Origin of the sequence: Candidatus Sodalis pierantonius str. SOPE (assembly GCF_000517405.1) — a bacterium.
GTDB lineage: Bacteria > Pseudomonadota > Gammaproteobacteria > Enterobacterales > Enterobacteriaceae > Sodalis_C > Sodalis_C pierantonii.
The window spans coordinates 1211773-1230615 of sequence record NZ_CP006568.1 but is presented as its reverse complement, the minus strand read 5'-3'; the positions used below and the strand labels follow the sequence as shown (position 1 = coordinate 1230615).

The window sequence follows — 18843 nt, the reverse complement described above, 5'->3', positions numbered from 1 at the left end:
GTTGAATAAATCCGAAATTTGTGACGACTTCCTTCCTATCAGGGCGATTGTTACATGATGCGGACGCTGTTTGGCATTCCTAACAGTGTGATCCGGTTAAGTGCTTTAACCATTGCCATTGTCTCACCTACCTGCGCGTCATAGTCATGCAGACTCAGATGACCACCCAGAAGTGTTTTAAACCGGAACATGGCCGTTTCAGCCAGTGAACGCCGGTGATAACCTACTTTCTTTTTCCAGGTATCGTTATTGCCGCTCAGATGCTGATTTGCCACCGCATGGTTACGCTCATGGTATCGAGCTGGCCAATATTGCGCACCACTTCGCGGTGGGATAAGCGGCTTTATTTTTTTCCTCAGCAGAGCATCATGACAGTAACGCGTATCGTAAGCACTGTCAGCCGACGCTTCCCTGATTTTCCGGTGGGTTTGGTTAATCAGCCCGGGCAGCGCCTGCGCATCTGTCGTACCGCTTAGCGATAAATCGGCACAGATAATTTCATGTGTCGCGCTATCTACTGCCAGATGAAGCTTGCGCCATACTCTGCGCCTCTCAGCCCCATGCTGCCTGACTTTCCATTCGCCTTCGCCGAAGATTTTCAGGCCGGTGCCATCGATGACCAGGTGTGAGATTTCGCCGCGGGTTGGCGTTTTTATGCTGATGTCGACGGTTTTTGCTCGCCGGCTGACCAGAGAGTAATCTGGGCAGCGCAGCGACAGCCCCATCAGTTTAAAAATCGCGTCAACGAAACCCTGTAACGCCCGGAGCGAAAGGTTAAACACGCGCTTTATCATCAGAACCGTGGTAATGGCCATATCGGTGTAGTGAAGCGGCCGGCCACGATGTTCAGGGGGTGTACTCTCAGTCCATGCAGCAATGGCTGACTCATCAAGCCATACTGTCATGTCCCCCCGCTGCCTGAGCGCATTGTTGTATGCGGGCCAGTTGGTGATTTTAAACTTTTGCTTTGCCATGGGGACCTGATGTTGAAACGAATGTAGTGATCAGAGCCGCCAGTCACCTAAAAGTTCGATTTATTCAACAAAGCCAAGATATCGATGAAATACAGAACCGTCTGGCGCGTTTTGATGGCGTGGGCGATGCCCGCGAATCTCCGCGTCGGCTGACGGTCAATATCTGGCCCTATCACGATCCTAACCACTGCGGGCATGCAGCATTGGCGCTATCCACCCCGGAGCGTCAGGCATATTTTAGTTACTGGCCAGACGAAGAGCTGCCGGATGGTAATAAGCAGCGTTATCTGGGGCCGCGCCCGGCGCAATTGGTAGCGCATTATCCGCAGGACACCTATGACTCGCTATCAGAGACCACCCGTAAGAAACTTACCGAAGCGCACGTCATGCGTGGGCTTATTCGTGAGGGAGAAGAGGAAAATTTCTTGTGGGAGCATGTCGAAGACAGGTTAGAAGACATTGCCAAATATATCAATTTGAGTAAGAAAGATTATAATGATCAAGATATTTTTATATTGAAAAATCTAATTAAATCGATGCCGTTGAAGCCTGTAAATTATGTAATGACGGCAACCCAACGGGTTAAGCAAGATTATGGCAATGCCCTACTGACAAAAACGGACGATATTTTTTGCCAAGCTATAGTGACAACAATGGCTGAACAGTCGAATGCTGGCAGATTAACTGAAAAGGAGATTAGCAAGATTGTCGCTGGCCGGCTTCGGCAAATGCCTACATTTTGTGACCGGTTGCAGAATAACGTTGAGCAGGCACAATGTTTGGCTGGGCTCCAACCGCGCAGTCGTCAGGTATGGGACGAGGAGAATGACGCCTTCGTGGCCACGTCCGATCAAGTTTACCTGCCCCTTGCTGGCGAGCGGGCTGAGCTATTCGGACTGGATGAGCAGGCACTTGAGGAATTCTGGCATTCGGTAAAGTCAGAGATCGCGACAGGCAAAGCGCGTTTCCGATTGGTCAGCACCCGGCATAACTGTTCCGCTATGGCGCTGCGCAGCTTACAAGCCGCTGGCGCTGGCAGGTATGTGCCATTGCCGGCCCGCTGGCTGCTATATACCCCGCGCGATGTGGAGCATTACGCGCTGAGGTTACAAAAGGCGCTTGACCGACTTAATCGGCAAAGTTCCGCCATTCAGGGGCTTTGTTGAATAAATCGAACTTTTAGGTGACTGGCGGCTATGATCACTACATTCGTTTCAACATCAGGTCCCCATGGCAAAGCAAAAGTTTAAAATTACCAACTGGCCCGCATATAACAATGCGCTCAGGCAGCGGGGGGACCTGACAGTATGGCTTGATGAGTCAGCCATTGCTGCATGGACTGAGAGTACACCACCTGAACATCGTGGCCGGCCGCTTCACTACACCGATATGGCCATTACCACGGTTCTGATGATAAAGCGCGTGTTTAACCTTTCGCTCCGGGCGTTACAGGGTTTCGTTGACTCGATTTTTAAACTGATGGGGCTATCGCTGCGCTGCCCAGATTACTCTCTGGTCAGCCGGCGAGCAAAAACCGTCGACATCAGCATAAAAACGCCAACCCGCGGCGAAATCTCACACCTGGTCATCGATGGCACCGGCCTGAAAGTCTTCGGCGAAGGCGAATGGAAAGTCAGGCAGCATAGGGCTGAGAGGCGCAGAGTATGGCGCAAGCTTCATCTGGCAGTAGATAGCGTGACACATGAAATTATCTGTGCCGATTTATCGCTAAGCGGTACGACAGATGCGCAGGCGCTGCCCGGGCTGATTAACCAAACCCACCGGAAAATCAGGGAAGCGTCGGCTGACAGTGCTTACGATACGCGTTACTATCATGATGCTCTGCTGAGGAAAAAAATAAAGCCGCTTATCCCACCGCGAAGTGGTGCGCAATATTGGCCAGCTCGATACCATGAGCGTAACCATGCGGTGGCAAATCAGCATCTGAGCGGCAATAACGATACCTGGAAAAAGAAAGTAGGTTATCACCGGCGTTCACTGGCTGAAACGGCCATGTTCCGGTTTAAAACACTTCTGGGTGGTCATCTGAGTCTGCATGACTATGACGCGCAGGTAGGTGAGACAATGGCAATGGTTAAAGCACTTAACCGGATCACACTGTTAGGAATGCCAAACAGCGTCCGCATCATGTAACAATCGCCCTGATAGGAAGGAAGTCGTCACAAATTTCGGATTTATTCAACAAAGCGTCATCAGGTCAAAGATTTATCCAATGAGCGTGACGATTTTGAATGGTTTCATGGCTGGCAGGAACGAAAAATGTATTGGATGGCAGTAGGGTATTGACAATGGAAAAAATGAAATTTAGCGCCAAAACTGCCGGTTTTTACCTGGCATCAATGATCGACTCCTACAAAAAAGCAGGATCTTTGCCAGACGATTTAATCGATATTGACGATAAAACATACGCGAAGTATTGCCGGAACCCACCCAGGGGAAAAACGCGTGGTGCAGACTCACAGGGTTACCCAATATGGGTTGATGCGCCCCCACCAACGCCTGAAGAAGCAAGGCGCGGTGCCGCATTCATGAAGCAGCAGCGGATGGACGAAGCGACACGTGCCATAGCCCCACTCCAGGACGCTGTAGACCTCGACATGGCAACGGATGCCGAAAAAGCCGCTCTGCTGGCGTGGAAGAAATACCGCGTACTGCTAAACCGCGTGGATATCACCCAGGTGCCGGATATTGACTGGCCGGATCCGCCCGCATGATATGGCGCAAGACAACACTACGTTTGACCGATAGCCTGCCGCCTCTAACCTGCACCGTCCTGCCTGTACACCCCTGGACGCCGGCAGTGGGACGTACTGCCGCCTCGGGAAGCTACCTGAGTCCACAAAATGCCGTGCACTGGCTGGCGCAAAAGCTGTCTGGCACCGGGCGCAACCTGCGCGTGATGGTGGTGATGCTCTGCGCCACCTCACAGCCGGAATTTATGTCCCTGCTCGCCGCCTTCTCAGCGGTGTTACCCCTACCAGTGCTGGGGCAAGTCTCACGCATGGCGCAAACAGCGGCCACGCAGGCCATCACCCGTATGCAGCTTCCACCTAAAGCTGGCGGCGGCTTACCCTCCCCGCTGCCGTTATCTGCCGACACACTGCGTCTGGCGCAACGGGCCAACATCATGGCAGAGGCAAAGGCGGAGGCGGCCAGCGGGGCCAGTGTGGCGCAACTACAGGCTCACTTAACCGCGCTGTCTGACGCGCGCCAGTCGGCCCACGATGCTATCGGTCAGGCTCTGGGAGACCTGAGCCAGAAAAGCGTCAACGCCTGGGTATTTACTGGCGAAGGACTGGCGGCCACCCTGGCGGCCAACATGCAAAAAGAGGTGCCGCAGCCCGATGCGGTGATGACCCTGGCGACGCTGTTTGCCGGAGAAGAGGTATCAGCACTGGAGGCGATGGTCCATGACAATCATCACATTGGCCCTTGATGGCGAAGCACTGCCGCTAAAAAGCCTGATGGTGACGCCCACCATGCAGTTTCAGGAAAAAGACCAGTCGGGGTAAACCTCCAGCACCGCCAACGCGGAGCAGGGCATCAAGCCCAAGGAGCTGCGCGTCTCTGGCGTTATCCCGTTTACGGAGTCCGAGGTGCTGACGCGCCTGTTTGCCATGGCTGAAGCCACCGAGGGCGGCAAGCTGAAGCGTTACCGCGTGGCGAATCATACCGCCCAGGCCATCAATTTTCGGCTGGCGACGTTTAGCGGCTCGATAGAGGCCCCGAAGCAGGACGGTAAACAAGCCTGGTTGGTGACATTCACGTTACGCGAACATCTGAGCGTGCCCGAGAAGAAAGACGCACGCGAAGGCAGTCAAACCGCCGCCCAGAAACAGAGTCCGGGCAAGGGGCCAGCAAACGGCCCCCCGGCGACAGAGAGCGACGAACAATTAAGCTGGCTTGAACGCAAGGTGCTCAAACCCGTCAATGACGCGCGCTGGGGTTAAGACTATGAAACCGATTAAACGACTGATGCTGTCAGGGGATACGGTGCCATTGGTTGACGTCAACCTGATATTGGAGATAAGCGCCAGCGGGCGCGGATTTATCACCGCCCAGACGGAAAAGGACTACAGCGGTAAGCTGGTCCGCCTTGATATCGGCTACCCTGAGCGGGTATTGCGCTGGTTTACCGGCTTTGTTGAACGTGCGCAACCTGCCGGAAAAGGCTTTCAACGCCTCTTTGTCCGCGAGATGAGCGGCATCTTTGACCACCCCTGGCCCTGTTCATTCCAGCACCCGACCTTGCGCCAGATAGCGGAGTGGATACAGGCCCAAAGCGGCCTCAGCATGGTCCTGCCGACCGCGTCAAATGACACCGATACCCCCATTCCCCATTTTACCCACAGCGGCAGCGGCTATCAGCTGCTGGCCACCCTGGGGCCGGCATTTGGTATACAAGACTACCTTTGGCAGCCGCTGCCGGACGGCGGTATTTACCTGGGCGGTGCCGCGCACTCCCTGTTTGCCGGCAAACCGGTCTCTATCCCCCCGGAATTCAGCCAGACACAGGCGGCAGGCAATACGCTAACGCTGCCCATGGTGCCCAGCCTGCGCCCCGGCGTGGTCGTCAACGGCAAGCCGTTGATCACGGTACGCTTGGAAAATGACACCACGGCGCTGACCTGGCAGGCTGCCAACCCGCTGACGGGAAAAACCACGGCCAAATCACCCGCCCAGCGCCAGATTGATGCAGCCTACCCGGAATTGTCCGCAGGGCTGCATCTGCCGAAATTTGCGCGGGTCGTGGGGCCGAGTGAAGCGGTCAGCCGGGGTGACCTGGCCGATCCGTTCCGCCCGCGTTACGCGGTGGATGTCCAATTACTGGATGCGGACGGCAACCCGGCTGCGAATACGCTGGTATATCCGGCCGTGCCGCTCCCCCTGCCGATGGCCGGCGCAGAGTCGGGGCTGTTCCATTTTCCGCCGCCGGGTACGCTCCTTGAAATCGGTTTTACCGAGGGTCGCCCGGATAAGCCCTTTGTGCGCCAAATCCTCGCCCACGGCCAGACCTTGCCCGATATCAAACCCGGCGAACAGCTTCAGCAACAACGCGCGGAAGTGTTCCAGCGCGTCACCGTGGCGGGCGACTGGGAGCGCCAGACAGATCAGTCTATCCGCGAAAACGCCCAGCACCGTGAAATCACGGCGGATAGCGAAAACCGCACACTGGTGACTCGCACCACCACGGTACAGGCCACGGACAAGACCACGGTACTGGGCGGCGCCCGTCTTCTGGCCGGCAGTATCCAGCAGATCGCCGAGGGCGATTACAGTGTGGCGACCCGCGCACACTACGTCGCCAGTATCGGGCAAAACGCGACAACGGACATTGGCGGAGACCTGATAGAGAAAATCGGCAACATCCGCCGTAGTCTGGCGACAGCACGCCAGGAAGTGATCGCCCCCGTCGTCTGGGTGGGCGGTGAACAGGTCAACGTGATGGCGCAGCAGACCGCCAGCCATACCCACAGCAACACGGGCGTGCCCCAGAACGCCGGCGAGATAGCGGCAACCGGGGCGAAGTCTGACGCCTTACGCCGCCGGTACGCGCCCGTTATCGGCTGATCTCCCCGCACACCACGGCCCGCATTACGCGGGCTTTTTTGTGGCTGCTGCTCACAGCGCCTGAGCGCCCCGCTAAGCCTCTCTTTGCCTCAAGCCATCCCAAACGCCACGCATTCCACTCCGTTCAGCCACAGCGCGCCAGGGCTGCGTCATCGCCACGAAATAAGCGCATCCCCCACGGAAACGGCGCTACACCGCACCCGCCTGCACACTTTGCATCGTAAAATTTTTTCAAAATCGCCTACCCACAAATCACCCCGCCAGCCCGTGCCGTGCCTGGGCTTTTGGGCAATAGGCAAAATTGTAAAGTATGAAAAGAATTTCAGTTTTTTTCAGTTTTTGATGTGGGAGAGATACCCCGCGTAAAGCACATCCCATTGAAGTCACAGGAAAAATTATGGATTACGTGGCGAACAGCATAAAATCAGCGCTGAAAAGGCAGGGCAGACCTTTACAGAAAACTCAGGCGTGGCACGGCTTGCAGGTTAATGAGGGACGAAGAAGGCTTTTCAATTTTTTTCACACCTGATTGGGCTGGCGGCATCTCGGCAGAGCCGTCAGTCACGTGACGAAATCGACTGACGTAACGTGTGAAATGAGGCTTTACGTGATGATTTCGTGGGCGGGCAAAATTTATTGCGACCATTAATGGATTGTCAGTATGTGTGCTAAAGCAATCTAGTAGCCGTATTTTACCTTCCTGCCAATTATTTCAAAAACAAGCTGCGATTACCGAGACACGCTACCCGGCCTTGGTGATGAATTTTTAGCTGCAAGCTCTTATGGCTACCGTTAAATCACTATCAATCTCTTAAAAAAGTATCCTATAGGAATCCTAGGATAAACTGAGGGATTGGGATTTTTACCGTAACTCTTTGTTTTATATGGTGGCCCCTGCTGGACTTGAACCAGCGCCCAAGCGATTATGAGTCGCCTGCTCTAACCACTGAGCTAAGGGGCCGAGTGGGCGTTGATTATAAATGATGGCGCCAACGGGGTCTATAGTCCCCCCCCCCCGCCAGATGGATGATTTATCGCCGTTTTTTGGCTAGAATCGTTAACTATTCGGCGCCAAGGCCAGAGATAAATGAGAGGGATCAATAATGGAAGATATTCTCAGGAAAGGGCTACGGGTGGTGCTTTGCGGCATCAATCCGGGGTTATCCAGCGCACATAAAGGGGTGCATTTCGCCAATCCCAACAACCGTTTCTGGAAAACGATTCATTTGGCGGGGTTTACGTCAAGTCAGCTGCGGCCGGAGGAAGAACAGCGGCTACTCGAGACCGGCTGCGGGATCACCATGCTGGTGGCGCGACCCACTACCGAAGCCTCAGAGCTGTCGCTGGCGGAATACCGCCAGGGCGGCGAGCGGCTGATGGCCAAGATAGAAACCTATCAGCCGCAGGCGCTGGCGATTTTAGGTATAGCAAGCTTATTGCCAGGCGTTTCAGGTAAGGAACGCCCCCTGGGGACGGCAGGAACGGCGCATCGGCGTAACGCAGCTCTGGGTACTGCCCAATCCCAGCGAGTTGAACCGTATGAGCAGTGATGCGCTGCTGGCGGCCTATCGCGCCCTGGCCGACACGCTCCCTCCCTGCTGACCAGCGCACGGGCCATACCGCCGCTTAAGCGAAGGACATTAAAAAACCCCGCGGGGGTGTCCGCGGGGTTTCATCGTGCGTTGTAGCAGGCGGGGAACGGCCTTGCCATAACGGGACTTAATCGTCCAAGAAGCTGCGCAGTACTTCAGACCGGCTCGGGTGCCGCAGTTTACGCAGCGCTTTCGCTTCGATCTGACGAATACGCTCGCGGGTGACGTCGAACTGTTTCCCCACTTCCTCAAGCGTATGGTCGGTATTCATATCGATACCGAAGCGCATGCGCAACACCTTGGCTTCGCGCGCGGTAAGACCGGCCAATACATCATGGGTCGCTGAACGCAGGCTCTCAGAGGTGGCGGAATCCAGCGGCAGCTCGAGGGTCGTATCCTCGATGAAATCTCCCAGATGCGAATCTTCATCGTCGCCGATAGGCGTTTCCATGGAGATAGGCTCTTTGGCGATTTTCAGTACCTTACGGATCTTATCTTCCGGCATCAGCATGCGTTCGGCCAGCTCTTCGGGCGTCGGTTCGCGTCCCATTTCCTGCAGCATCTGCCGGGAGATACGGTTGAGCTTGTTGATAGTCTCAATCATATGCACCGGGATGCGGATGGTGCGCGCCTGGTCGGCGATAGAGCGGGTGATGGCCTGGCGGATCCACCACGTGGCGTAGGTCGAGAACTTGTAGCCGCGGCGATATTCAAATTTGTCCACCGCCTTCATCAAACCGATGTTGCCCTCCTGGATCAGGTCCAGGAACTGCAGGCCGCGGTTAGTGTATTTTTTGGCGATGGAAATAACCAGACGCAGGTTCGCTTCGACCATTTCTTTCTTGGCGAGCCGCGCCTTGGCTTCGCCGATCGACATGCGGCGGTTGATATCCTTCACCTGCTCGATAGTCAGACCGGTTTCTTCTTCAATCTGCCGCAGTTTCTGCAGGCTGCGATGCACGTCATCATCGACTTCATGCAGTTTTTCCGACCAGGGCTTGTTCATGGCCAACGCGGCTTTGAACCAGCTTTCGCTGGTTTCATTACCGAAGAAAAGCGTGACGAAGTTTTTCTTCGGCATCTTGCTGATTTCAACGCACAGCTTCATGATCAAACGTTCCTGGGTACGCACGCGATCCATCATGGCGCGCATGTTGTTGACCAGGTAATCGAACTGCTTTGGCACCAGGCGGAACTGTTTGAACATGTCGGAAAGATTCAGAATCTCCGCGGCCGATTTGGCATAGCTGCGCCCGTTGGTTTTGATGACATTGCGGGTGATTTCGTACTGCTCACGCAGCTCAACAAATTTCTGGCGCGCCAGCTCCGGATCGATGCTGTTATCGTCGTCCGTGCTGTCGTCGTCGTCGTCCTCTTCATCCTCGTCGTCGTCATCGGCGATTTCGTCGGCGGAGAGTTCAGAGCCGATATGGGTCGCGGTGGGCGCCATATCTTCTTCCGCGTTGGGATCGACAAAGCCGGTGATAAGATCGGACAGACGGGCCTCGCCGGCCTCGACGCGGTCGTACTGTTCCAGCAGGTAGGTGATGGCCTCAGGGTACTCGGCGACCGAGCACTGAACCTGATTAATGCCATCTTCGATACGTTTGGCGATATCGATCTCGCCTTCGCGGGTCAGCAGCTCCACGGTACCCATTTCGCGCATATACATGCGCACCGGGTCGGTGGTGCGGCCAATCTCGGACTCGACGCTGGACAAGACCTGCGCCGCGGCTTCCGCCGCATCTTCGTCGGTGTCGGAGGTGGTTTCGGCCAGCAGCAGGTCATCGGCGTCCGGTGCTTCTTCCATCACCTGGATGCCCATGTCATTTATCATCTGGATGATATCTTCGATCTGATCGGAGTCGACAATATCCTCCGGCAGATGGTCATTGACCTCGGCAAAGGTCAAATAGCCTTGCTCCTTACCACGTGTGACAAGCAGCTTGAGCTGTGACTGCGGGTTTTGCTCCATAAGACGGTATCCACACTTCAGAGTAATAATCGGTGTTGGTTGGTGAAAGCGCATCACCAACAAGAGATCTGGGCTTCGTTTCGCGCCGTAGCCCAATACGGCATTGCGCAGGGTCTTGCCCTGCCAGATATAGGCAATTAAGCCTCGTCATTCAGGTTTTTTTCGCCAGCGCCTGATTCAGCGACCAGAGCTCCTGGCGTTCTTCGGCCGTCAGGCCGTGGGTCCGGTCGCGGGCGATAAGCGCTTCCTGGCGGTGTTCAAGTATGGAGTCGTAAAGACTCGCCAGGGTGTCGACAAATGTCGCCTCGATCATCTCATCAATGATCATGTGGTTCCAGGTCGCCAGAGTTTCAAGCTGTGAGGAAGATTTACTCTCCCGATAATGCTCCAGCAATTGGCCGGTCGTTAACCCCGGCTGGGCCTGGCAGGCCTCTACTAACTCGATAAACAGCGGCACGCCCGGCAGACTTGCCTGCTCAAGCCCCTGGACCGTGGGGACCAGGGCGGAAAGCCGCGGATGTTGCACCAGCAATCCTATCAGTATACGCATGGTTGTGCGTTTTATCCGCGGCTGCGGTGAAATATTTGCCTTTAGCGCCGCCTTGGGCAGCAGTTTCTCCAGCTGGCTGTCGTCAAGGATCCCCAGTTTGTTGCCCAACTGCTGGCGCAAATAAAGACGCAATGTTTCCCCCGGCACCTGGCCTATCAGCGGCAGCGCCAGGGTGCTGAGTTTGGCGCGGCCGTCGGGGCTGCTTAAATCTACCTGCGGCATCAGCGTTTCAAATAGGAACGTCGACAGCGGCTGCGCCTGTTCGATGCGCTGTTCAAACGCCGCTTTACCAATTTTGCGCACCAGCGTATCGGGATCTTCGCCTTCCGGCAGGAACATAAAACGCAACTGGCGGCCGTCGCTCAGGTAGGGCAGCGCGTTTTCCAGCGCGCGCCAGGCCGCTTCACGCCCGGCGCGATCGCCATCATAACAGCAGATCACCCGATCGGTGGCGCGATAAAGCAGTTGAATATGGTCGGCGGTGGTCGAGGTGCCCAACGAAGCCACCGCATAGTCGATGCCGAACTGCGCCAGCGCCACTACGTCCATATACCCTTCGACCACGAGCAGCCGGGATAATTCCGGATGCTGTCGTTGGGCTTCATACAGACCGTACAGCTGGCGGCCTTTATGGAAAATGTCGGTTTCCGGCGAGTTTAGGTACTTTGGCTGCCCATCGCCCAATATCCGCCCGCCGAAGGCGATAACGCGGCCGCGTTTGTCGCGGATCGGAAACATGATGCGTTCACGAAAACGGTCGTAAGTTCGACCGTTTTCGTTGACCACCAGCATGCCGGCGTCGTTGAGCGCGGCGCGATCCTCGGCCGAACGGCCGAAACGCTTAATAACATTATCCCAGCCCGGCGGCGCGAAGCCGATGGCAAAATGCGCGATGACCGCTTCGCTTAGCCCGCGCCGTTGTAAATAGTGATCGGCCTGCGTCGCCGTCGGCGCCTTCAACGCCTGCTGGTAAAAGCCGCTGAGCTTGTCCATCAGCTGATACAGACTTTGTCGCTGATGGCGCTCCTGCTGATTCGGGCCGGAGCCGGTTTCATACGGCACTTCCAGGCCGTGTTGGGCGACCAGTTCCTCGATGGATTCAACGAACTCCAACCGATCGTAATTCATCAAAAAGTCGATGGCGTTGCCGTGGGCGCCGCAGCCAAAACAATGGTAAAACTGCTTTTCGCCGTTCACGGTAAACGACGGGGTTTTCTCATGATGGAATGGACAGCAGGCGTGAAAGTTCTTGCCCTGCTTTTTGAGCTTTACCCGCGCATCGATCAGATCGACGATGTCGGTACGCGCCAACAAGTCATTGATAAAGACACGTGGGATTCGTCCAGCCATAAGCCCTGTCAGGTAAGCACTTGAACGACAACAAGCCGCGCAATCCTTCCGGACGGCACGGCCTTCGTATGCAACAGCTAAGTCTGCGGATTAATCACGCGGTCGGGGTAGCTCGCACCCCGGAAAATCAATACAGACGAGTGCGGCGTGCGTTTTCGCGAGCCAGTTTCTTAGCATGACGTTTAACGGCAGACGCTTTAGCTCGCTTACGTTCAGTCGTCGGTTTTTCATAAAACTCGCGACGACGAACTTCGGCCAGAACACCCGCTTTTTCGCAGGAACGCTTGAAGCGACGCAGTGCTACGTCGAAGGGCTCGTTTTCACGTACTTTAATTACCGGCATGTGCCTCTCTCACCTCGATAGAATTCGGATTTTGTCGCTGACCTGTGCCAGCCTTTTCAAAATGGTGCAGAATTCTACTTCAAGCCTGCCCGCTTTGTAAAGCGTCGCGCTGCATGATCTTATGATCCTCGCGCCGCGTGCGGCACAAGCCGCTGATGTCAGGAGCAAAATAGCGCCAGAGGCGCGCAAAAAAAACGCCACTGGGCAGAACTGCCGATGAAAAAGCCTATATCAATCGGCGTAATCGTTTAATTAGTGCGGCGACGGGGGCTAACAGCAAGATCGCGGTCGATCGACGCCGGATCCTGCTGGGTCAGGTTACCGACAGGCCGGCATTTTTATCATGACGGCCGCCGGAAAGATAGCGGTTTACGCCAAAGCGTGGTCCCAACGCCTCGTCGCAGCGCAGAATATGATAGACTGTGCGCCGCAAAAAAGGGTGGTAATGACTATGCGCGTATTGGGTATTGAGACGTCATGCGATGAAACCGGCGTGGCGATTTACGATCAGCATCAAGGGTTGCTGGCTAATCAGCTGTACAGTCAGGTGAAACTGCACGCCGATTATGGCGGGGTGGTGCCGGAGCTGGCCTCCCGTGATCATGTCCGCAAAACCGTGCCGCTGATTCAGGCGGCGCTGGCGCAGGCGGGTATGCAGGCGTCAGATATCAACGGGGTGGCCTACACCGCCGGACCGGGTTTGGTTGGCGCGTTGATGGTCGGTGCCACCGTCGGCCGCGCGCTGGCTTATGCCTGGCGGGTCCCGGCGGTCGCCGTGCATCACATGGAAGGGCATCTGCTGGCGCCCATGCTGGAGGCAAACCCGCCGGTGTTCCCATTCGTGGCGCTGCTGGTTTCCGGCGGCCATACCCAGCTTATCGCGGTAACAGGTATCGGCGAATATCGGCTGCTGGGTGAGTCTATTGATGATGCCGCCGGCGAGGCGTTCGATAAAACCGCCAAGCTCCTGGGGCTGGATTATCCCGGCGGGCCGATGCTGGCACGTCTGGCGCAGCAGGGCGTGCCGGGACGTTACACTTTCCCGCGCCCGATGACCGACCGGCCGGGGTTGGCATTCAGCTTCTCGGGGTTGAAAACCTTCGCCGCCAACACCGTTCGCGCCGGCGCCGATGATCACCAGACGCGCGCGGACATCGCGCGGGCATTCGAGAACGCCGTGGTGGAGACGCTAATGATAAAATGCCGGCGCGCGCTCGATCTCACCGGTTTCTCGCGGTTGGTGATGGCCGGCGGCGTCAGCGCCAATCACTCCCTGCGCGCCAGCCTGGGGGAAATGATGCGCCAGCGGGGCGGGGAGGTGTTCTACGCCCGTCCTGAATTTTGTACGGATAACGGCGCGATGATCGCTTATGCCGGCATGGTGCGGCTGCAGGGCGGAACGCGGGAGGATCTGGCGGTGTCGGTACGGCCGCGCTGGCCGCTGGAGGAATTACCGGCACTCGGCGCCTGAGCCTGTTTTTGCTTTGTTAAGGCATTGCCGGCGCTCGTCGCCTGAGTCAGTTTTTGCTTTGCTGCTGGTCGATATCCCGGTCTTTTTGCCGGCGGCGCCAGATGCGGCTTTCTTGACCGCGCCACAGCCGCTGAATATTGTCATGGTGGCGCAGGAGCACCAGACAGGAGAGCATTGCGACCGGGAAGGTGAACTGCGGTTTGAACCACCAGACATAGAAGGGCGCGATCAAGGCGCTGACGATCGCCCCCAGCGAAGAATAGCCGGAGAGCAGTACCGTCAGAAGCCAGGTGCCTATCATCAGGCCGGACAGATCATAGCCAATGGGCGCAATAGCCCCCAAGGCGGTAGCGACCCCTTTGCCGCCGCGAAAGTGAAAGAACACCGGATAAATATGGCCGAGACAGGCGGCAATCGCCACCAGGCCCAGCCAGAACGGTGGCAGACCGAGGCCGTAGCCTATCCACACCGGGATCATCCCTTTGAGTATATCGAATACCATCACGCCCGCGGCCGCCAGCTTGCCGCCGAGCCGCAGCACATTGGTGGCGCCGGGATTGCCGGAGCCGCTGGTACGTGGATCCGGCAGACGCGCGAGTTTACAGATCAGGATCGCGCTGGATGCTGAGCCGCACAGGTAGGCGAAGATTATCATGCCAATCGCGATAACATTCATAACCACATTCCATTCATCAACATTCGTTTTATTTCGCTATCTGTGGATAATACGCATATTCCCGAGGAAGTGGTATCCGATAGCCACAAAAACCGAGTATGGCACATGGACATTGTATTTATTGAGCAATTAACGGTAATGGCGGTGATAGGCGTCTATGACTGGGAGCAGCAACGCCTCCAGAAATTGGTTTTCGACCTGGAAATGGGCTGGGACAACCGCCCGGCGGCACGTAGCGATGATGTTGTGGACTGCCTGAGCTATGCGGATGTCACCGAAACCGTGCTGTCGCTCGTGAACGGTAAGCGTTTTGCGCTGGTGGAGCGGGTCGCCGAGGAGACGGCGGAGCGGCTGATGACCCAGTTTAAATTGCCTTGGATACGCGTCAAAATCGGTAAACCCGGCGCGGTACCGCAGGCGGCCAATGTCGGCGTCGTCATCGAGCGCGGTCGGCGAAAAGTCTGAAAATAGCGTAGCGGTAATCATTTGGCCATGCGGTTGCAACCAAATTACCGTATGTTTGTCTCAATTTGCGGGAGATTTAGCGGCTGGTCTGTTTACATACCGCCGCTTTTTTATTGTCGTGACTTTGAGGGAAACGTTGTATGGCGGATATGCACGAGTGGGTTATCGCGTTCATTCTGGGGGTGGTGGAAGGGTTAACGGAATTTCTGCCGGTTTCTTCGACGGGGCATATGATATTGGTCGGTAGCCTGCTTGGCTTCACGGATGATAAGGCCAAGACCTTCGAGGTTATCATCCAGTTGGGGTCGATCCTGGCGGTGGTGGTGGTGTTTTGGCGTCGGCTGTTTGGTCTTATCGGTATTCATTTTGGCCAGGTACCCCACGAGGGGATCGGCAGCGGCCGTCTGCGTTTGGGGCATATCTTGCTGGGCATGATCCCGGCGGTGGTGCTGGGGTTGGTCTTTCATGAGTAGATTAAAGCCATCTTCGCGCCGCAGTATGTCATGTATGCTCTGGTGGTCGGGGGTTTGCTTCTGCTGGCGGGGGAATGGCTGAAACCCAAGCAACCGCGTGCGGCGGGCATTGATGATTTGACCTATCTGCAGGCCTTTTTGATCGGCTGTTTCCAGTGTTTGGCACTGTGGCCGAGCCCGTACCGGATTCTGTGTAAATGCCTTTTCTCAGAAGTGACCGTCCAGGCGGTCACCGAACTCGATAATAAAGCGGCTCATTGCCATGCGCCAGTCCCTCAAAGGCATTGTCCATTTCTGTGAGGTCGCCTGTATCGCCAGCCACACCACCTTTTTCACTGCGTCGTCGGTCGGGAACACCTTGCGCTTTTTGATGGCATGCCGGATCACGCTGTTTAACGACTCGATGGCGTTGGTCGTGTAGATCACCTTGCGGATGTCCGTTGGGTAGGCAAAGAACGTGGCCAGATTGGCCCAGTTTGCCTGCCAGCTTCGACTTATTTGCGGGTAGCGGATGTCCCAGGCACTGGAGAACGCTTCCAGCGCTTGCAAACCGGCTTCTTCCGTAGGGGCCTGATAGATAGCTTTCAGGTCGCGGGTGACGGCCTTGTAGTCCTTCCAGGAGACGAACCGCAGGCTGTTGCGCACCATATGCACGATACACAGCTGGAGCCGCGCCTCCGAATACACCGCGTTAATAGCGTCAGGGAAACCTTTCAGCCCGTCTACGCAGGCGATAAGGATATCGTTCAGGCCGCGGTTTTTCAGCTCTGTCAGCACGTTCAGCCAGAACTTTGCGCCTTCATTTTCGGCCAGCCACATACCTAGCAACTCTTTCTGGCCTTCGATGTTGATGCCCAGCGCCAGGAACACAGATTTGTTGATGATGCGGCTGTCCTGCCGGACTTTTAGAACGATACAGTCAAGATAAACAATGGGATAGACTGCATCCAGAGGCCGGTTTTGCCATTCGACAACCTGCTCCATGACCGCATCGGTGACCTTTGAGACCAGCGCCGGCGAGACATCGACGTTATACAGCTCTTTGAACGCGGCGGCGATCTCGCGGGTGGTCATCCCTTTAGCGTACAACGATAAAATCTGGTTATCCATCCCGGTAATCCGGGTCTGGTTCTTCTTCACCAGTTGCGGTTCAAAGGAACCGTCACGATCGCGCGGAGTACGCAGCGCCAGCGGGCCATCGCCAGTGGTAACGGTTTTTGTGGAATAGCCGTTGCGGGCGTTGGTCCCCGGTTTAGGCTGATTTTTATCGTAGCCGAGGTGATGGGTCATTTCGGCATTGAGAGCTGCTTCGACACTGATTTTTTTCAGCAGCCGATCGAAGTGACTGATATCTTCAGGGGTTTTGAGATTTTTGGCCAGTTCGTTAGCCAGAGCCTGCAACTGTTTTTCGTCCATAAATTAACCTGTTTTTGATGTTGGATTGAACATATCAAAATCAGGCAAATACACAAATTTCTAAACAGGCTTCTGTGGCCGGGCTTTTCCCGCTCCGGCGCCACCATCATCGGCGGTCTTTTGGTCGGCGTCAGCCGTTATGCCGCATCGGAGTTTTCCTTTATATTGGCGGTGCCGATGATGCTGGGCGCCACGGTGCTTGATCTCTACAAAAGCCTGCCTTTCCTCGCTTGGCAGGATTTTCCGATGTTCGCCATCGGCTTCGTCACCGCCTTCGTGGTGGCCCTGCTCGCCATCAAATTCTTCCTGCAAATCATCAAACGCATCTCGTTCGTGCCGTTTGCCATCTATCGCTTTATTCTGGCGGCGGCGGTGTATTGGGTCTTGGTCGGCTGATCGGACGTCATCGGCCGCTCTCGCTGCGCCGATGTCGCCGAGGAGCGCAAAAGCGCCCAACCCGTCGCTGGGATGTGGTAATAACGCCAGATCGCGGGCAGGGCGGAAAAGTGCAGCGGACGCCACCGATAGGCGCTAGGCTTAATTCGCGGCCGCGTGGCACACTGCTTCGGCAGGGGGCCTGCCCGTCGACGTCCTGGGTGCGGCGTCCACGACGGCGGCTCAGTCCTGAATGGTTTCGGTGTCGCTGCTTGTCTGCTGTCGCTTCCAACTGGCCAGGGCCTGCTGGCGCCGCCGGGTGAGCTCCTCGCCGATTTCGGCGCCGTTGAATCCCGCCGTGATAACGTCGCGCGCGGTAACCGACGCAGCCACGCGGAACGCTTCGCGCAGGAAATCTCCCTGCGGATAGGGATGGTTTTCAAAACCGGTACGTCCGCGGGCGTCGGCTTCGCTGACGAGGATCATTTGCTCCAGACGCTCCGGCCGGCGCCAGACATCAATGGCGCTGAACAATTTTACCAGCGTCTTCGGCGTCAGGCTCTCGGCGCCGTGCAGCAGGTCATGGTATTGGGCCACGATCTTCGCTAAATCACGCAGCGGATTGGGCACTTTCAGACGTTGGCACAGTCCTTCCACCACTTTCACCCCAGCCGGGCCGTGGCCGTGATGGCTGGGCCACAATTCGCGCGGGGTCAGCGCTTTGCCCACATCATGGCAAAGCGTGGCGAAACGTACCGCGATATCGTCCGATAGCCGGACCGCCATCAATACCGTCATCAGGGTATGAATGCCGGTATCGATTTCCGGATGCCATTTTGCCGGCGCAGGGACGCCAAACAGCGCATTCACTTCCGGGAACAATGTTTTCAACGCGCCGCAGTCGCGCAACACCTGAAAATAGACTTGCGGGTTACGGGTTGCCAACGCCCGCTCGGTCTCTTTCCAGACCCGCTCGGGGGCCAGCTGCGGCAGCTCATCGGTCATGTGCTGCATCAGCGCCAGCGTTTCCGGCGCAATGCGAAAATTCAGATGGGCAAAACGCGCGGCAAAACGGGCGACCCGCAGCACCCGCAACGGATCTTCGCCAAAGGCGTCGGAGACATGACGCAGCCAGCGCTGGCGGATATCGCGCTGCCCCTGATAGGGATCGATCAGATTGCCGTGGTCATCGCGGGCGATGGCGTTGATGGTGAGATCGCGGCGGCGCAAATCCTCTTCCAGCGTGACTTCCGGCGAAGAGTAGCAAATGAAACCGGTATACCCTTGACCGGATTTGCGCTCCGTGCGCGCCAGCGCATACTCTTCGCGGCTCTCGGGGTGTAGGAAAACCGGGAAGTCTTTGCCGACCTGCTGATAACCCTGCGCCAGCATGTCTTGCGGCGTCGCGCCGACCACGACCCAGTCTCTTTCCGTGACGGGGAGCTGCAAGATACCGTCACGCACGGCACCGCCCACCTGATATTTTTTCACAATTCACTCCTGGCAAAGCCGGTGTTACCTTTATCGGTACTATCCATTGAGTGTAGCCGTATCGCGCGCGCGATTCACCGGCGCCGTAGCGGGCGCGCGG

14 protein-coding genes, 1 tRNA gene and 4 pseudogenes are annotated in these 18843 nt (G+C 56.5%); 11 read left to right on the top strand and 8 right to left on the bottom strand.

All coding sequences use genetic code 11. The annotated features are described in order from the left end of the window. Positions 1–50 precede the first annotated feature (50 nt). Entirely contained in the window at positions 51–974 is a 924-nt protein-coding gene (locus SOPEG_RS06365; protein WP_025244713.1) for an IS5-like element ISSoEn1 family transposase, read from the bottom strand. A 26-nt stretch (positions 975–1000) separates the two neighbouring features. Here SOPEG_RS06365 and SOPEG_RS06360 point away from each other — a divergent pair, with 26 nt between their 5' ends. From SOPEG_RS06360 to SOPEG_RS06335, 6 genes and pseudogenes are all read left to right on the top strand, one after another. Continuing rightward, positions 1001–2140 (top strand): hypothetical protein, encoded by a 1140-nt coding sequence (locus SOPEG_RS06360; protein WP_025244712.1) that lies wholly within the window; start codon positions 1001–1003, stop codon positions 2138–2140. Positions 2141–2204: 64 nt separating this feature from the next. Continuing rightward, on the top strand, positions 2205–3128 hold the full coding sequence (locus SOPEG_RS06355; protein ID WP_025244711.1) for an IS5 family transposase: 924 nt from the start codon (positions 2205–2207) through the stop codon (positions 3126–3128). A gap of 98 nt (positions 3129–3226) precedes the next feature. Further along, positions 3227–3709, top strand: a complete 483-nt coding sequence (locus SOPEG_RS06350; protein ID WP_148297007.1) for a tail fiber assembly protein — start codon at positions 3227–3229, stop codon at positions 3707–3709. Positions 3710–3795: 86 nt separating this feature from the next. Beyond that, positions 3796–4431: a hypothetical protein gene (locus SOPEG_RS06345; RefSeq protein WP_236851641.1), complete on the top strand. Its 636-nt coding sequence runs from the start codon at positions 3796–3798 to the stop codon at positions 4429–4431. Beyond that, a pseudogene (locus SOPEG_RS06340) lies at positions 4406–4945 on the top strand (baseplate complex protein). The gene SOPEG_RS06345 and the pseudogene SOPEG_RS06340 overlap by 26 nt, the downstream one beginning before the upstream one ends. A gap of 4 nt (positions 4946–4949) precedes the next feature. After that, the gene (locus SOPEG_RS06335) at positions 4950–6566 is read left to right on the top strand and encodes a hypothetical protein (protein WP_025244708.1); all 1617 of its coding nucleotides are present in this window, start codon (positions 4950–4952) and stop codon (positions 6564–6566) included. 885 nt (positions 6567–7451) lie between these two features. On the opposite strand, the gene SOPEG_RS06330 is transcribed toward SOPEG_RS06335, so the two are convergent. Beyond that, positions 7452–7527: transfer RNA gene (locus tag SOPEG_RS06330), tRNA-Ile, on the bottom strand. A 139-nt stretch (positions 7528–7666) separates the two neighbouring features. Here SOPEG_RS06330 and mug point away from each other — a divergent pair. Further along, positions 7667–8168: pseudogene (gene mug, locus SOPEG_RS06325) on the top strand (G/U mismatch-specific DNA glycosylase). Between the two features lie 117 nt (positions 8169–8285). Here mug and rpoD read toward each other — a convergent pair. From rpoD to rpsU, 3 genes are all read right to left on the bottom strand, one after another. Further along, positions 8286–10133, bottom strand: a complete 1848-nt coding sequence (rpoD, locus tag SOPEG_RS06320) for an RNA polymerase sigma factor RpoD (protein WP_025244707.1) — start codon at positions 10131–10133, stop codon at positions 8286–8288. A 151-nt stretch (positions 10134–10284) separates the two neighbouring features. Further along, positions 10285–12033 carry a DNA primase gene (dnaG, locus tag SOPEG_RS06315; RefSeq protein WP_025244706.1) on the bottom strand — a complete coding sequence of 583 codons (1749 nt, stop codon included), beginning with the start codon at positions 12031–12033 and terminating at the stop codon, positions 10285–10287. Between the two features lie 127 nt (positions 12034–12160). Next, positions 12161–12376 (bottom strand): 30S ribosomal protein S21, encoded by a 216-nt coding sequence (gene rpsU, locus SOPEG_RS06310; RefSeq protein ID WP_001144069.1) that lies wholly within the window; start codon positions 12374–12376, stop codon positions 12161–12163. 451 nt (positions 12377–12827) lie between these two features. On the opposite strand from rpsU, the gene tsaD reads away from it, so the two are divergent. Next, entirely contained in the window at positions 12828–13847 is a 1020-nt protein-coding gene (gene tsaD, locus SOPEG_RS06305; protein ID WP_025244705.1) for a tRNA (adenosine(37)-N6)-threonylcarbamoyltransferase complex transferase subunit TsaD, read from the top strand. Positions 13848–13893: 46 nt separating this feature from the next. On the opposite strand, the gene plsY is transcribed toward tsaD, so the two are convergent. Continuing rightward, positions 13894–14523 carry a glycerol-3-phosphate 1-O-acyltransferase PlsY gene (gene plsY, locus SOPEG_RS06300; RefSeq protein WP_025244704.1) on the bottom strand — a complete coding sequence of 210 codons (630 nt, stop codon included), beginning with the start codon at positions 14521–14523 and terminating at the stop codon, positions 13894–13896. A gap of 105 nt (positions 14524–14628) precedes the next feature. On the opposite strand from plsY, the gene folB reads away from it, so the two are divergent. Further along, a complete protein-coding gene (gene folB, locus SOPEG_RS06295) occupies positions 14629–14988 on the top strand; it encodes a bifunctional dihydroneopterin aldolase/7,8-dihydroneopterin epimerase (protein WP_025244703.1) in 360 nt (119 codons plus the stop codon). A 140-nt stretch (positions 14989–15128) separates the two neighbouring features. Next, a pseudogene (locus tag SOPEG_RS06290) lies at positions 15129–15635 on the top strand (undecaprenyl-diphosphate phosphatase); the annotation flags it as partial. A gap of 33 nt (positions 15636–15668) precedes the next feature. Here SOPEG_RS06290 and SOPEG_RS06285 read toward each other — a convergent pair. Beyond that, a complete protein-coding gene (locus tag SOPEG_RS06285; protein WP_025244702.1) occupies positions 15669–16877 on the bottom strand; it encodes an IS256-like element ISSoEn2 family transposase in 1209 nt (402 codons plus the stop codon). Positions 16878–16949: 72 nt separating this feature from the next. On the opposite strand from SOPEG_RS06285, the pseudogene SOPEG_RS06280 reads away from it, so the two are divergent. Then, positions 16950–17273, top strand: a pseudogene (locus tag SOPEG_RS06280) (undecaprenyl-diphosphate phosphatase); the annotation flags it as partial. Positions 17274–17495: 222 nt separating this feature from the next. Here SOPEG_RS06280 and SOPEG_RS06275 read toward each other — a convergent pair. After that, positions 17496–18743 (bottom strand): multifunctional CCA addition/repair protein, encoded by a 1248-nt coding sequence (locus SOPEG_RS06275; RefSeq protein ID WP_025244700.1) that lies wholly within the window; start codon positions 18741–18743, stop codon positions 17496–17498. Positions 18744–18843 lie beyond the last annotated feature (100 nt).